Origin of the sequence: Paenibacillus sp. JMULE4 (assembly GCF_013337105.1) — a bacterium.
Classification (GTDB): domain Bacteria; phylum Bacillota; class Bacilli; order Paenibacillales; family NBRC-103111; genus Paenibacillus_G; species Paenibacillus_G naphthalenovorans.
Genome location: NZ_SGWF01000002.1, coordinates 33,504 through 49,140, shown reverse-complemented (window position 1 = coordinate 49,140; position 15,637 = coordinate 33,504). Strand labels below are relative to the sequence as shown.

At 48.6% G+C, this 15,637-nt stretch carries 9 protein-coding genes and 1 pseudogene; 7 read left to right on the top strand and 3 right to left on the bottom strand.

Annotation, left to right across the window (positions count from 1 at the left end; all coding sequences use genetic code 11):
- The first annotated feature begins 208 nt into the window (after positions 1 to 208).
- The 7 genes and pseudogenes from EXW96_RS00905 (at position 209) to EXW96_RS00875 (ending at position 12,130) form a co-directional block, all read left to right on the top strand.
- Positions 209 to 1,834: a helix-turn-helix domain-containing protein gene (locus EXW96_RS00905; RefSeq protein ID WP_174349617.1), complete on the top strand. Its 1,626-nt coding sequence runs from the start codon at positions 209 to 211 to the stop codon at positions 1,832 to 1,834.
- A 346-nt stretch (positions 1,835 to 2,180) separates the two neighbouring features.
- Positions 2,181 to 3,506 (top strand): IS91 family transposase, encoded by a 1,326-nt coding sequence (locus EXW96_RS00900; RefSeq protein ID WP_254611157.1) that lies wholly within the window; start codon positions 2,181 to 2,183, stop codon positions 3,504 to 3,506.
- A gap of 395 nt (positions 3,507 to 3,901) precedes the next feature.
- On the top strand, positions 3,902 to 6,967 hold the full coding sequence (locus EXW96_RS00895) for an S-layer homology domain-containing protein (RefSeq protein ID WP_174349616.1): 3,066 nt from the start codon (positions 3,902 to 3,904) through the stop codon (positions 6,965 to 6,967).
- Positions 6,968 to 7,188: 221 nt separating this feature from the next.
- Positions 7,189 to 10,095: an S-layer homology domain-containing protein gene (locus EXW96_RS00890; RefSeq protein ID WP_254611167.1), complete on the top strand. Its 2,907-nt coding sequence runs from the start codon at positions 7,189 to 7,191 to the stop codon at positions 10,093 to 10,095.
- A 236-nt stretch (positions 10,096 to 10,331) separates the two neighbouring features.
- Positions 10,332 to 10,661 (top strand): annotated as a pseudogene (locus tag EXW96_RS00885) (transposase); the annotation flags it as partial.
- A 111-nt stretch (positions 10,662 to 10,772) separates the two neighbouring features.
- A complete protein-coding gene (locus tag EXW96_RS00880) occupies positions 10,773 to 11,258 on the top strand; it encodes an acyl-CoA thioesterase (RefSeq protein WP_174349614.1) in 486 nt (161 codons plus the stop codon).
- Positions 11,255 to 12,130, top strand: a complete 876-nt coding sequence (locus EXW96_RS00875) for a radical SAM/SPASM domain-containing protein (RefSeq protein WP_062410768.1) — start codon at positions 11,255 to 11,257, stop codon at positions 12,128 to 12,130. The genes EXW96_RS00880 and EXW96_RS00875 overlap by 4 nt, the downstream gene beginning before the upstream one ends.
- A gap of 85 nt (positions 12,131 to 12,215) precedes the next feature.
- Here the strand turns inward: EXW96_RS00875 and EXW96_RS00870 are convergent, their stop codons facing one another.
- The 3 genes from EXW96_RS00870 to EXW96_RS00860 form a co-directional block, all read right to left on the bottom strand.
- Positions 12,216 to 13,295: a lactonase family protein gene (locus tag EXW96_RS00870; protein WP_062410769.1), complete on the bottom strand. Its 1,080-nt coding sequence runs from the start codon at positions 13,293 to 13,295 to the stop codon at positions 12,216 to 12,218.
- Positions 13,296 to 13,401: 106 nt separating this feature from the next.
- Positions 13,402 to 14,319, bottom strand: coding sequence for a response regulator (locus tag EXW96_RS00865; RefSeq protein WP_062410770.1), 918 nt, complete (start codon positions 14,317 to 14,319; stop codon positions 13,402 to 13,404).
- Positions 14,294 to 15,589, bottom strand: a complete 1,296-nt coding sequence (locus EXW96_RS00860) for an ATP-binding protein (RefSeq protein ID WP_174349613.1) — start codon at positions 15,587 to 15,589, stop codon at positions 14,294 to 14,296. The genes EXW96_RS00865 and EXW96_RS00860 overlap by 26 nt, the downstream gene beginning before the upstream one ends.
- Positions 15,590 to 15,637: the final 48 nt, after the last annotated feature.

The following is a 15,637-nucleotide window of genomic DNA, read 5'->3' as shown; positions in this document are numbered from 1 at the left end:
TGGTTCATAAGGTTCGCCGGAAAAAATTGCAAAATGCCTTTGTGTCCGAACCGTTCGGGCTCAAAGGCTTTTTTATGGAGCGTTTTTTTGTGAACAAAATGGGGTTCTTGCAAAAAAAACATTGACGTTGATAATCATTATCAATTAGAATGTGACTTTGTAATGATATTGCAATAGCCGTCGATATATAGAAAGGAGTCATGGGATCATGATTTCGACATTCATCAACGATCAAGCGGCATATACACCAATGGAGAACATGTGGTTTAAGCTCCACGATGTTTGGCATATACAGAAGCGTAATACGTGCTGGAATTTTAAATCGAATAAGCTGGATTTCCATATGCTTTTTATCCCGATCGGCGGGCTGGGCCATGTAAGCATCAACGGTCACAATTATGGACTGCGGCCCGGATTTATCGTGGTATGCAGGGCGGGTCAAGAGGTCCGGGCAGAAGCCGCCGTTCAGGATGAGGACGGGATATATATCGTTTGTTTCGAATCCGGATTTGCAGTGTTGGAGACAGCCAACGATCCACCGGACCGTTCGGAAAGCTTATTTCCGTTCAGCGGCGACTTTGACTTCACTCCGAGCCACGCCGATCTTGCACTTTGCGATACGATGGCCCGCTGCTGGCACAGTAAAAACAAGATGGAGCGCCTGCGCAGTCAGGCCGCTTTTCATGAATTGCTTTACAGCATCATGCAAAGCCGTCTTTTAAAAAACGTCAAGGGCTGGAACAAGGAGCTTGTAGCTGCAAAAGCTTTCATGGAGCGGCATTATGAACAGGCTATCGACATAGAACAGCTGGCGGGCTCGATGCAGGTCAGTTCCCGTCATTTTAGGCGGTTGTTTAAGGATACTTACGGAATTAGCGCGATGGATTACATTAATGAGCTGCGTATGAATAAGGCGAAACAATTGATGGAAAAGGGCTGCATGCCCATAGAAGAAATTGCGCGGCAGACCGGATATAACAACGAGAGTCACTTCAGGCGCATGTTTAGAAAGCAGGTGGGCATTCCGCCTGCCCTTTATCTGAAAAACCGGCAAATGAAAGTGGCGGCATACAATTGGTCTAACTTGGGGCAATTGCTGCCGCTTCATATCATTCCGCAGGCAGCCCCGATGGACCAGTATTGGACCGACCACTACCGCAGAAAATACGGGGCCGACGTTACGGTACCCTTGGGACACCGGTATGATTTTAACCGCGAGGCGCTGAGCCGTTTTGGCCCCGATTGCATCATTGGAATCGATGCCTACGTAACGCCGGAGGAGCAAGAAAGGCTTGGGCAGATCGCGCGGACGTTTTTCGTGCCTTGGCTGACCGGAAGCTGGCGTGACCATTTGCGTCTGATAGCGGAATTTCTGGATCGGGGAAGAGAAGCGGAGGCATGGCTCGATAAGTATGACGACAAGGCCGGCCTTGTCTCGGATAAGGTAAACCGCCTGATCCGTCAGGATGATCTGCTTACGATCATGATCGATAGAAAAGGATGCTACCGCTGGGTAAACCGGAGAGAGGATCCGGCTGCGCTGCCCTTTGCTCCGCGTCGCATCGATCAGCTCCCTTCAGACTTTATACGGATGACTGCGGATGAATTACAGGATTGGGAGGCCGGGCGCATACTGATCCTGCTGTCAGAGGATGTCATGTCAAGAGTAAACTGGCATGAACTTCAGCAGACGCAGCATTGGAAGAATTTAAAGGCTGTTCGCGGACAGCGGGTTCATATCGTTACCATTGGCCCTTGGTTCGAGTACACGGCTTACAATCATGGAATGATTCTTGATCAAATCATGGGTATTTGTGGGCATGTTCTTCCGTGAAGCATTCGGACGCCGATGATTTAAAACCTGTCCGAAAAGATCATATACAAAAAGACAAGGCGTAACTTATACTTCTTGTTGATAATGATTATCTTTATCAACGAGTGGTGAAAGGATGAATTGTTTTTATGTATAAGTCTTTGTCCACATATCAGAATCTTTAAGTCCTTTACAGAACTAAAGCGTAAGGGGGTACCCTTTCTAAACATATCAGAATCTTTAAGTCCTTTACAGAACTAAAGCGTAAGGGGGTACCCTTTCTAAACATATCAGAATCTTTAAGTCCTTTACAGAACTAAAGCGTAAGGGGGTACCCTTTCTAAGAAATTTTCGGTATGCTAAGGACATGGAGACGAACGTACTGAAACGGATCTTTCTGGAGCATTGGCCCCAGTTTTATGAAAAGAATAAAACACGAATCCGGCTGGTTGTCGTTAAAGAGATCGAGAAATTTCTTGGTTGCGGGAATCCCAGGAACGGCTTTAAGTTGCTGGTTTGTGAAGGGTGTCATGACACGAGAAAAATTCCTTACCGCTGTAAGGGACGGTTCTGTACGACGTGCTCATGCGGAGAAACAGAAGAGTGGAGCCGTGTGATGGCGGAAGACGTGTTTCAAGTGAACCATAGGCATGTCATCCTTACCATCGATGAAGGATTACGCGACATTTTTCTGAAATACCGGGAAATGCTGAAAGAGTTCATGGACGAAGCAGCCCGACTGGTTCAAGAACACTTTGAGAAGAAACATAAAGTAACGCCTGGGATTATTGCAGGCTTACATACCTTCGGATCGAAACTGAATTTTAACCCGCACGTGCATATGCTTGTGACAATGGGAGGTATGACAGCGAACGGGGAGTGGAAGACCTACGACTACATTCCGTTTAAGAAACTGCGAAAACAATGGCAGACGGTGGTGCTGAAGCTCATTCGCCGTCACTTAACGGAAGAGCAGAAGAAACAGGTACAGCCGTTGCTGCAAAAAGCCTACTCCGAAAATGAGGAAGGCTTCTATGTACATGGCCCAAAACAGAAAGGGGACGTAAAAACGCAACTGGGGTACATTGGACGTTATATCCGTCGTCCGGCCATAGCGATCGAGCGAATTAAGGAATACGATGGAGAGTATGTCGTATTTCGCTACCATGACAAGACGGATGATATGGAAAAAGAAGAGAAAGTAACCGTGGAGGAGTTTATTTCGCGGTTAATTCGTCATATTCCAGATGAGCATTTTAAGATGATCCGCCATTATGGACTATACGCGCGGCGGATCAAGAAAGAATGTAAAGAAAAAGTACAGACATGGCAGGAGAAGGTTAAGAAGACGATTGTGAAGGTACAAAAGCTGATTCGTCGGCGGAACTGGCAAGAACGGATCAAAGCGCAGACAGGGAAAGACCCTATGGTTTGTCCAAAATGCCAATGTTATTATGAGTACAAGGGAGAAGTCTGCCTTGAAGAGGGGCAGCTTGTCGTAAAGCATGCCGTTTGTGCAAAAAGCAAGGCGGTGTTAGAAAGGATGATTAACGATCTCACCGGTATCGAAGAAACGAAAACCAGCGAAGAAGAAGAAACCAACGCAGTTAAGCCTAAGCAAGCACCTGCAGTCCAAAGAGGTCGTCAAATATCTATGTATGACGTGCTCGCAGAGCGAAGAAATACCGCTTAGTGTGGTCAGAGATTTTGACATGATGGACGATGGGGATCCGGAAGTTCCGCCACAATTCGCTTGTGAATCCTGTGGTGGAGAAATGTATCCGGAATACTATAAGGGTGTTCATGGATATGAATACCGCATCGAAGATCGGTTAAGGAAAAGAGAAGTGGAAGAGAGTTCGAAGTCGATCAGATGAGGGAATGGGTATGGGGTGGAAAGTTTACGGGCCGCCTTTGAAATCGTGTTATTTCCGCCTAATCAATTCAATAAAACACGATTTCAAGAGCGGTTGGAACCCCATACCCATCCCTCCCCACGCTCAAATGTATGGGTTTGCACAAGGATTTTAGAGGACCTGGCCAGCGGCCAGGTTTTTCTTAGTTTTTACTATGGCATCCACTATAGCGATGTCTCTCGTGTATCCGATGGCCTTGGCCAATGCGGCGAGTCCGTCCGATACCTCATCCGGTTATTCCCATCCTCAGGTTAAAACCTCGGAACATTTTAAAGATTTGGATTCTATTGAAGCCGATACGAGAAAAATCGTGGACTTCATGCTGGCCCAAGGTTATGTCGAAGGCATGTCCGATTACCACTTCGGGCTGGCCGACCGGCTGACACGGGTGCAGGCCGCCAAAATAGCGACCAAGCTCTTTGGCATACCTGTAGATTCATCGGTTCAAAAGTCTACTTTTACGGATGTCAGCGCTCAATCCCCCGAACACGCATGGGGAATTCCTTACATCGAAGCGGCCAAACAGGCTTCACTGATCGAAGGCGTCGATCAAGCGCGTTTTGATCCTGACGGGTCGATCACGCTGGGCCAGCTTGCTGCCATCCTGGTCAGAGGCTTGGGAATAAAAGCCGCTCCAACCGGACCGAATGAAGCCTGGTACACCGGCTATATGCAGGCAGCCCAAACGCAGGGCATCGATTTTGGAGGCAAAGCCGGAGATGAGGCTGCAACCCGGGAAGATTTTATCAAAGCCTCCTATCAGGCTCACCAAGCATACCAATTGCAATTGAATGCAGCCGAAGCCGGGAAGGTCTCTGTTGTTTCGGCGGAAGCGATCGATTACAACAAGGTGAAGGTACAGTTGAACCGGCAAGTGGATCCGGATACGGCTACACTGGTCTTAACAAAGGACGGTGTGGAAGTGGCGGCGACGGTTGCATATACAGAGGGGCACCCCTCCGCCGTTCTTACATTGAAGGAAGGCAAGCTTACCGCGGGCCGGTACAAGGTGACGCTGGGAGGATTGAGGGAAGAGGATGTGGAGCAAATCGAGGCGGAATTTACAGCGGACAACGAAACTGTAACAAGCATTGAATTTGTTACGGAAAGTGAAATGCTGGCCAAATCGCGCTATGCCTCGATTCGGTTAAAGGCGATCAATCAGTATGGGCAAAAAGCTTCCTTCTCGCCCGCCTCGTTCTCCTATACGGTAAATGACAGTTCGGCGCTGCATCCGAGATTGGACAAAACACCGGATGGGGATTTGAGACTCACCCTGGATACGCTGACGTACCATTTGAATTCGCGATCCACTCTTATACACGTTAATCTCCGGCATAACGATACGAATATCGCCGTGCAAAAAAGCTTTACTATAGGCGCCGAGCCGGTGGTGACGACGCTGAAGGCGGGTGAGGTTTCCTATTCGGACAGCCGGACGGCGATTAAGACAAAGGGACAGAAGGCCGTATTCGATTTGATTCCATATGACCAGTATGGGAATGTGCTGGGATTTAACGCCCTGCGCGAAGCGCTTCAAGCCAGCCAGGGGACGGCGAATCTGAAGGATGCCGTAAGTCTTCACTTTCATCCCGGAACGGCGAATTTCCGTTATGATATTGTGGATGAACGGGGAGACGATACGATTCAGGCGCACGTCACTCTTATTGAGGACATCCTTCTTGCAGCGGATTATACAGCCAGCGTATACGTTCAGGGAGGCTCGGCTTCGGTTACAATTGCCGTTCAAGCCTATGCCAAAGCGGTTTCCATTGAATTCGGCGATATGAACAAAGTGATCGCTAATGGAGACACGAACGTCTACATTCCGGTTACAGCCTATGACGAGTCCGGAGCCAAGCTGAGTCTCGAAGATTTGACCAGCGACGCTTTCGCCGATCGGGTCAGGATCACTGTAATCGGTGCTCAGGCCGATCAGCGGGACGGTTCATTAGGCACGGGTGCGGTGATTGAGAAGGCCGGCAAGAACAAAGGCAGCATTTGGCTCACTTCAATTACCGCTCCGGCCAACGGTAAAATCCGTATTACCGCCGATATCATGGATCAAGGAAAGACTGCTTCATTTTTCCGTGAGTATGCCGTACAGAATGCCCGCATTCCTGCTGGTTTTAAAGAAGTAAAGGCGCCTGCAAGTGAGATTGTTCCCGGAAGCTATACCAAATTCACTTATACCGTGGTCGATCAATATGGAGAAGAACTGGACGCGGCCAACAATGTGGCTATGGGTAAAATCGTGGCCAGTGGAGGCGACGTGTACTCCATCCGGCTTGATCCGGGCTCGACGTTTACGGATACCGTTACAGAGACCACTTATGGATTGACATTGGATAAAGATCCGGCCAAGGGACATGCCAATCGTCCGGCTTTCGAATATACCGGAGCTGAATTTGAAACGTTCAACGACGGATTCCGTTTTTACGCACCTCCTGGGCAAGAGGGTGGTTCATACACCTTTTCGGCTCAATTGCTGAAGAATGGAACAGAAATATCCCGTGCAACCAGAACGGTGCAGATCAAAAGATCGAATGATCTCACCTATTTCCTGGATGCCGTACCGGCTTTATACCGCCCCGGCAGCATCGTTCCCGCGGCTTATCAGGATGCGCATCTCGACCCTGCCCAGAGCCTGTTTGCCAGAAAGCTGTCTTTTACGATTAAAAACGCCCGGGGAGAACAGATCTATTTCGTTAACGGTTTTAGCCAGAGCGCTGCCGCTTCCGATACACAGATCGTAAAAACAGCCGTTAAAAACGGCAGCGTTTATGTTCTTGGCAGTAAAGCGGGTAAAACGAATATCAGTGTAGTATACACAACGGTAAAAAATGAACAAAAAATAGCAAACGTAGAGGTTAACGTTAAGGATGACCCGCTTTCCGTCAGTTCTTTTACGGCGGATAACGAAACGGCTGTACTAACGCTGCCGTCCGGCGGCTCGGTGACGGAAAATGTCTACACCTTAATGGGCCTCTCTTTTAAAGACAATTATGGCATCGGCTATAAAGGAAGCAATACGGTGAATTATAACTACGCCTTCGGCAACTCATTCGGCGTAGACTATATAAAGCCAATGAATCCTGGCGCTCCATTAGGGACAGTGAGCATCGATGCAGAAGGACGGGTAACCGTCACAGGCAACGTCGGCCGCTTTGATCTTATCGCTTATAAAGGAAGCTCGGCGGAAGTGAGAACCAGAGTGACGGTTGTGACCGCTCCTTAACCGTTATTCATCATTATTATAAGACGAAAGACCCTCACCAAAGAGGGTCTTTTTCGGCTTTCAGAAACTTTCCAGGGAAATACTGTTTCTTTTGAACTAAAATGGAAATAAAAAAATGGGAAAATAAGACTAAAAAATGTAAAATTTTGTTGTAGCTTTGATCTTACGATGGTAATATATACATGCTACTATAACTTAAGGAGGAACTATGGGTGAAACGAATGAAGTATGTATCCAAAGCGATCGTACTCCTGTTATGCGTGCTCATCGCATTACCAGGCTTCGTGATCGCAGCACCGGCTTCAGCGCCTTCCGACATTAACAAGCATTGGGCCGAGAAAGAAATGAGGCAATGGATCGACAAGGGTTTATTGTCAGGTTATTCGGATGGAACTTATAAGCCGGATCAGAGTATCAGCAGAGCGGAATTTTTTACTTTAGTTAATCGCTCTTTCCACTTTAGCCAGGAAGCTTCCGTATCCTTCACGGACCTTAGTGCTTCGCATTGGGCCGTATCTGAAATAGCCCGTGCTCAAGCGGCGGGATATGTTAGCGGTTACCCGGATGGAACAATTCATCCTGATCAACAAATCAGTCGTGAAGAAGCAGCAGTCGTGCTGAAGAATGTGCTTAAACTGCAAGAAAATGCTGCGGGTGCCGAAACATTCAAAGATGCGGCGCAATTTGCCGGCTGGAGCAAGGGTTCCATTGGTGCACTTGCTGCCAAAGGGTACTTATCCGGATATGAAGATGGAACATTCAAGCCCAACAACGCTATGACGCGAGCAGAAATTGTCGTACTGTTGGATCGGATTCAGTCTAACGCGATTCCTGTCGTGACCTACGATCACAAGGGTACATTTGGTCCTGCAACAGGTGTAGAGACGATCCGCGGAAATGTAGTCATCAGCGCTCAAGGGGTTACTTTGAGAAATACGGTCATTGAAGGCAATCTTCTATTAGCTGAATCGATCGGTGAAGGGGATGTCTTCTTAAAGAATGTAACGGTGAAAGGTATTACCACCGTCAATGGCGGTGGTGCCAACTCGGTACATATTGAAGATTCCGTGCTGCTTACCGTCATTGTAAATAAAGCAGACGGCAGCGTTCGTATCGTGGCAGAAGGAGCTACCAGCGTACAGCAATTCACGGTACAGTCGAGTGCTTTGCTGGAAGCAAGAGGGACGAGCACGATTACCGATGTCATTCTTTCCAGTGTGCTGCCCCCTCATGCTCAGGTAACTTTAGCCGGGCAATTCAATACAGTGGATGTGCAGGCCACCAGCGTACGGGTAAGCCTGACTGAGGGTTCGATCCAGCAGCTTACCGTTGCCCGGGAAGCAGGCAATTCGACAATAAATGTTGGAACGGGCGCATCCATCGCCGAATTGATTTTGAATGCGGCAGCTTCCGTAACAGGGAACGGGACAATAGAACGTGCCGCCGTGAATGCGAACGGCTCGACTTTTGAACGTACTCCTTCCAATATCACCACAGGGAACGGAATAAGTGTAGGCAGTACTTCCGGCGGTGGTGCATCAGGCGGCGGCAGTTCTTCCAGTGACGATGACAGTTCTTCCGGCGATGATGACAGTTCCAATGACGATGATAGTTCTTCTGACGATGATACTGTGACAGAAACGGTATACGGTTTTGAAGGAAGAATTGTCGATGTTCAGAATCAACCCGTTGCCGGGATGACGATTCATTTCCGGAGAGGACTGGATAATAAGGACGGTACCATCGTCGCTACGGTTGTCACCGATAGCAACGGCCGTTATTCTGTTGATTTACCGCCGGGGATTTATACGGGTGAGCTTTCTAAACCAGGGTTTATTACCACCTATCTCGTTGGAGTTTCAGCAAGTAACGTGCGTAACACCAATGAGAATGCAACGGCTATTCGTGTAGCGGCAGCCCATGAAATTCGTATTGTATTAACCTGGGGTGAACGGCCTCGGGATCTTGATTCGCATCTTGTAGGTCCAATACCGAATGGAGGGGTTTTCCATACTTGGTATGCGGATAGAATTCATTCCGTATCCGGCGCTGTATACGCAGATCTGGACCATGACGATGTTACTTCTTATGGTCCTGAAACGACGACCATTCGTCAATTGGTAGACGGTACTTATCGTTTTTATGTGCATAATTTTTCCGGTGAAACGAATATGAGGGAATCGGGAGCTCATATTGAGGTATACGTGGGGGCTACGACAACGCCTGCAAAAACTTACGATATTCCAACCGGAGCAGGCTCAGAGCTTTATTGGACTGTGTTTGAAATGAATGTGTCTAACGGCTTGATCAGCTCGTTCACAGATATTAATCAGTTTTATGCAAATGAAAGTGCTGCACAAGGCCATCTTGCTAACGGAATCGGCAATACTGCGATAACATCCGCAGTATATAGCATTGATCAGAATGTGCGCGAAATTCTGGTGCCGGCAAATACGCCGGTAGAGAGCTTCAAGGCAGGACTTTCCGTTTCGCCGGGAACATCGTTAGAGGTGTACCAATCCGATGGAACTACGGTTCGTACAGGCTTTGTTATGAATGGAGATAAAGTGATCGCAAGATCTTTTGACGGTCTTTCATCCCGGACGTATACGGTTTCTATTATAAACACACCTACGGTTACATCTCTTACTTACTCGCCTGCAGGTCCGATTGTTTTTTATGATTTGACACCGTTAGGTGTGACGGTAAGTGCAGCCGGATGGGACGGAACGGTAACCGACGTGACTTATGATGCTAATATGGTTTATATATCCCAAAATCTGAACATTGCTGCTGTAGCTCCCAATGGTGTCATCACACCCGGTGCCTCCGGATCGACAGTGATTAGCGCGGTATATGGGGGAATGACGTTAGAAATCCCGGTTACGGTGATTCTCGCCCCTGCCTTAACTCAAAACGGATCGACATTGGAATCGTCAGGTTTAATCTCAGGCGCTGAAGTGCGTGTATACGATGCAAGCAATAATACGGTCATCGGCAGTACCTATACTGTAGGACACAATGGTGCGGTAAGTATACCTTCTTTACCAGCAGGTTCTTATTACATTGTTCAGTCCTATCAAGGCTTTACAAGCCGCCTATCGAATACAATAACGATAACTAATTGAATTGATTTGAAAACCGCCTCTGTGAAGTTGAAATCAGGTAACCGCAGAGACGGCTATGTTGACGGGGGTGTCCCAAAAGTCACTGAGGTGACGGGGATACCCCCTTTTTTAATTTTGTAAAACAAAAAGAAGCCAAACCTTGGTAAAATGGAAGTGACGAGTAACCATTCAAAGGAGGGCTTCTTTTGTACATTCAATATAACATGGATCAACTCTGTCTGCCAATGGAGCAACAAACGGAAAGCGGCTATGAGGTTCGTCTGCGCCACTACCGGAGTCAGGAGTGTACAGGCTGTCCTTTGAAGGATGCCTGCACGAAAGCCAAAGGGAACCGGGAAATCCGGGTGAGTCTCAAGTACCTTCGCTACAAGCGGCAGACGCGGGAAAAGCTGCGAAGTGAGGAAGGCTACGCGTTGTCAGTTCGACGCATGATCGAACCGGAGAGTGCGTTCGGACAAATGAAAAATAACCGGAACTTCCGGCGTTTCCTGCTTCGCGGCTTGCCCAAGGTCGGGTGGCTTTCCCTTGCTCATAATTTATTAAAGTGGGCGGCGATGAACCAAAAAGGTCGAGTAAGAGAGCAACTTATGGGACGGCCCCGTATTTGCGAATACAATAGATTAGCACTAAAATATGTAGATATACTGCTGCATGCATAACGAGAGGAGACTCATCCTGTGAAAACGATAAGCTTTGTCCAGCCTGACCCTCAGAGCTGGTTGGAGAAATTTCATTTTTCCATTCCGATTAAAGTCCGCTATTGTGAGACGGATCTGCTCGGACATGTGAATAATGTCAGCTACTTTATGTATTTCGAGCAGGGACGCATCGAGTATTTTGAACATCTCGCATTGACGGAGGATCTGTTCAACGATAAAACGGTATCGGTCGTTGCCAACCTGGAATGCCAGTATCTGGCGTCAATTTACTTGAGGGACCCCTTGAAGCTCCATATAAGAACAGCCAATATAGGACGTTCTTCCCTGGATCTGGAATACGCCTTGGCCGTGAATGGCCAGTTGAAAGCAGCCGGAAGAGGGACGATTGTGCTCGTGGATACAAACAGCGGGAAAAGTACGCCGATACCCGATGCAGCCCGCGAAGCCATTCGATCATTCGAAGAACGATCCATAGAACAGAATAGAATGGGGAGCAGGTCTTGAAAAGATTTAAAAAAGTATATATCGAAATTACAAGCGTATGCAACCTGGCCTGCTCCTTTTGCCCGCAAACGAGCCGAAAGGCTAATTTTATCAGGCCGGACACCTTTAATGACATATTGGATCAGGTCAAGCCGCATACGAATCATATTTATCTTCACGTCAAAGGCGAGCCGCTTCTTCATCCCAAAATTGATGAGCTGCTCGACGCATGCCACGCTAAAGGCTTTAAGGTCAATATAACGACGAACGGAACGCTGATTCATAAAGCCGGGCATAAAATCCTCGGAAAACCGGCGCTGCGCCAAATGAACTTCTCGCTTCACAGCTTTGACGGGCATGAGGGGTCGACGAACCGGGAAGAATACCTGGCCAACATTTTTTCGTTTGTCCGGGAAGCGGTCGAACATAAGGTGATTATTTCGTTCAGGCTGTGGAATTTGGATAAAGATAATGCCACCAACCTGGAGAAGAGCAGAAACCGGGAAACGCTGGCCATGCTGGAGAAAGAGTTTAACCTGGACTTCAAAATTGAGGAAAAAGTCGTACCGGGCAGCGGGGTCAAAATTGCAGATCGCATTTATTTGAATCAGGATCATGAATTTCAATGGCCGAGCTTGCAAGCGCCTGAGGATGACGGTAAGGGCTTCTGTCACGCGCTTCGGAGCCATGCCGCGATTCTGGTTGACGGAACCGTCGTGCCCTGCTGTCTGGATGGAGAAGGCGTGATTAATCTAGGGAATATCCACAGCCGTTCTTTCTCTGAAATTGTAGAAGGTGAAAGAGCGAACAATCTTTTCTATGGATTTTCCAGGAGAGAGGCTGTTGAAGAATTATGCAGGAAGTGCGGCTATAGGCAAAGATTCGGTGCATAGGTTTCATGGCTGTTCGGCTGTGGGGCACCCTCCTGCCGAAATGAAATAAATCCCTCCGCAAGAACGGAGGGACGGGCCCGTGAATTTAATCCAAAACGGCAAACTTGATGCACACGGGCTTGGACACTTCCAGTACACTTCCGGCAGGAAGAAGCTTGCCGGTGCTTGCATCTCTGCTGAATGTGACAATATTGTTGGAATCCCGGTTGGCGGCGAGCAGAAAGCGTCCGTCCGGCGACAGTGCAAAGTTGCGGGGATGCCTGCCCAGCGTGGAGGCGTGCTCCACTAAAGTGAGCTTGCCTGTTAACGGATCGATGGCGTATACCGCAATGCTGTCATGTCCGCGGTTGGAGCCGTACAGAAAACGGCCGTCGGGGGAAATATGAATATCCGCACATGCGTTTTCTCCCTTATAGGAGTCAGGCAGAGTAGACACCGTTTGAATTTCACTCAATTCCCCTTGTTCCTCATTATAGAAGAACGCGGTAATGGTGGCATTCAGCTCATTAATCACGTAGCCGTAAGGCAATGACGGATGAAAGGCAAAGTGCCGCGGACCGGATCCGGGCGCAACCCCGACTTCCCCATGAGGAATCAACCGTTGGCTGGGAAGATCCAGCCTGTAGATCAAGATTCGATCCAGGCCCAGATCGGAAGCGACGGCAAAGCGATTGGAACGGTCGAGAAAAACGGAATGCGCACGCGGCTGGTTCTGCACGGGAAGAATGCTGGAGCCCCGATGCTGGTGGATATCCGTTGTCGCACCGATGCTTCCGTCCTCCAGAAGCGGGGACAGCCCGATCATGCCGCCATGGTAGCTGGATACGATGACACATTGGCGGGAATGATCCAGGGTGATATGGCAGGTAGGCGCCGGTACGGTGTTTTCCTTATTTACCAAGGTTAATTTGACGCTTGCCGGATCGAAATGAAAAGCGGCGGCGGCTCCGCGGCGCTGACCGCTGGAATCCGTTCCTTCCGTTATGGCGTACAGCTTCTTTCCGGCAGGATCGACATCGAGAAAAGTCGGGTTTTGAAGGCCGTCGGCTTGATCGACGATTTCGAGACTTCCGGTTTCCGTGTCGAACCGGCAGGCATATAATCCGGGACCGGACGAATCCGCGTAGGATCCCAGGAAAGCAAGCACCTTCTTTTTTTTCTCCATTAACCATCATTCCTTTTTTTCCATTAAAGTCATAAACACATTATCGCAAATCCGCTGCCCGCAGGCAAATGAGATCTCAAATGCAAAAAATAGGAACGATGTGGCTTCAATGACTTGGAGAACGCGCCTCCATATAGAATACATACAGAAATTTTCGAATATTCAACTTGGAGGACGACGTCTTGCTGTCTTCCTCCAGTTCTCGCATCCTGTTGCGCACCTCCTGAAAATCGAATAAACGGGAGGCAAAATATTCGAAAGTCGGGTTTCCGTAATCGTTTAATCCCAAAGATGAAAGATGGGTAAGAGATTGCAGCGCCAGCCGGCGTACCCGCTGCTCCAGCGCGCGCACGTCCTTGAGCATGCTTGCATCCGGATGCTGGCTGTTCTTCTTGGCAACCTGCTCATAAATGGTTTTGAGCGGCGGCAAATCGGGCAGCATATTCCCGTCTTGTTCCTGCTCTTTCAACCAACCGACAATATGGATAAGGTCAGAGGCACCCGCTTCTCCGGCGATGCCCAATAGCGGCAATAAGGATCTGGCCTGTTCTTCGATGGATTTTTCCTTCCGCTCGGCCGTTTTTCCTTTGGAATCCGCAATGCCAGATGTCTCCAATAAACTCAGCGATTGACGGATGGTTTGCATGGATTTTTCCAATAATAAATGATCCGATACACGTCTTAAGACGGCAAGAACCTCCAGGCGGTTAATCGGCTTTTGGATGAAGGTATCGACTCCTTGCTGGTAAGCCTCCCCGATCATTTCCTTATTCTCTACCTGTGAAATCATGATAAACCTGCCCTCGTAGCCTTCTTCCCTAAGCGCTTTGACGGTTTCAATCCCGTCGCGGCCAGGCATCAATAAATCGATGATCACGATTTGAGCATCCCGAATGTCTTCTCTGGATGTTTGCGCTCCGTCATCTGATTCGCCGGTGACCTCTCCGAGGCCGCTTTCTCTAATGATCCGGGAAATCATTTTTCGGACGGCAGGGTCGTCATCCACCAGATAAAATTTCAGCATGATCGGCCTCCTCCCTTTGTATTAAACGTTCCGACGGAATCCGGACTTCAAACCTTGTTTGACCCGGTACGCTGTATACGCTTATGTTCCCCCCGAGCAAACGGACAATATCCGCCGCGTGCGAAAGACCAATACCGGTTGACGAGTTCCCTTCGTCGTCGAATTTGGTCGTATAGCCGGGGTGAAAGATTAAGTCCAACTCATCGTGAGAGATGCCGGGACCGTTGTCTGTCACGTAGAATACGACGGAATCGAATTCGAGATCGACCCGGAGTTCAATCCGTCCCTGGGATTCAATGGCCTCGACCGCATTGGATACGATATTGTTCAGTACGGAAAGAAGCGGATAAATCTCATCGGTAGAAAGATTTACGTCGCATCGGTTATCCAGTTCGATGGTTTTACCCAGCAGCAGGCTGTAGTTTTTATTGGCCCTCGCTACCATCGAGCAAAGAAACGAAATGGGGATGCGCTTGGACAGCATCCGTTCCTGCTGAATGATTTTGGATAAGCCGGATAGAATGCGCTGGGAATCCTTCTTGAGTTCATGCACGTTCTCCGCGATATGGAGCGCTTGCGCCGCATGAGGAGGAGAAAGAATTTTTAGCTCCTTGGATAAGCGGTAGCTCTCCCGGGTGATGTCCTCAATATGGGACATCGATTTGCGAAGATAAAAGGCTTCTTCAAATAAATCCGAATTAATGAGCATTAACCGCTCCAATTCCTGCCGGCGCTGCTCTCCCTGGGCCCTCACCTGCCGAATGGCCAGCATATTGCAGAGTCCGACGACAAAGAAGCTGCGAAGCAAGCCGATCAGTACAATCATCAAAGCCCCATGGATCGTTATCATGGTTGGCGAGCCCGACACCATACGAATCAGCAGCTCCGCTCCATTGGACGCGATATCCGCAAACGCACCGTAAAAACCGACCTTCAACGGATATTCCACGTTAGTTTTTATTTTTAGCAGGGAGATGACCACCGCAAACGTAACATAATAAAAAAATACAGGCATATGCTGCACGATGCCTTCGGTCCAAGGAATACCGTACAGCGAAGCATCCATCACAATCCGAAAAAAGACGATAAACAAACCTGCCGATAAGCCTGTTGCAAGGACGGGAACGGAAAACCACAATAATCCGAAGAAATACGCCGCGATACCAAGTGAAAATCGGAAATCCCCGCCGAATGGGATCATTTTCACCTCTCCCAGCAGCGCCGTCGACAGAAGTATGACGACCCAGATGAACAATCTGTGATCCCGCATCTTGATTCGCCGCTCCTTTCTGCTCCGGATACCAAAAATACTCCCTCT

Excerpts from the sequence above, each read along its gene's own strand:
- EXW96_RS00900 (WP_254611157.1), top strand. The coding sequence starts at position 2,181 with ATGGAGACGAACGTACTGAAACGGATCTTTCTGGAGCATTGGCCCCAG.
- EXW96_RS00860 (WP_174349613.1), bottom strand. The coding sequence starts at position 15,589 with ATGCGGGATCACAGATTGTTCATCTGGGTCGTCATACTTCTGTCGACG.
- EXW96_RS00870 (WP_062410769.1), bottom strand. The coding sequence starts at position 13,295 with ATGGAGAAAAAAAAGAAGGTGCTTGCTTTCCTGGGATCCTACGCGGAT.
- EXW96_RS00890 (WP_254611167.1), top strand. The coding sequence starts at position 7,189 with ATGAAGTATGTATCCAAAGCGATCGTACTCCTGTTATGCGTGCTCATC.
- EXW96_RS00895 (WP_174349616.1), top strand. The coding sequence starts at position 3,902 with ATGTCTCTCGTGTATCCGATGGCCTTGGCCAATGCGGCGAGTCCGTCC.
- EXW96_RS00865 (WP_062410770.1), bottom strand. The coding sequence starts at position 14,319 with ATGCTGAAATTTTATCTGGTGGATGACGACCCTGCCGTCCGAAAAATG.
- EXW96_RS00905 (WP_174349617.1), top strand. The coding sequence starts at position 209 with ATGATTTCGACATTCATCAACGATCAAGCGGCATATACACCAATGGAG.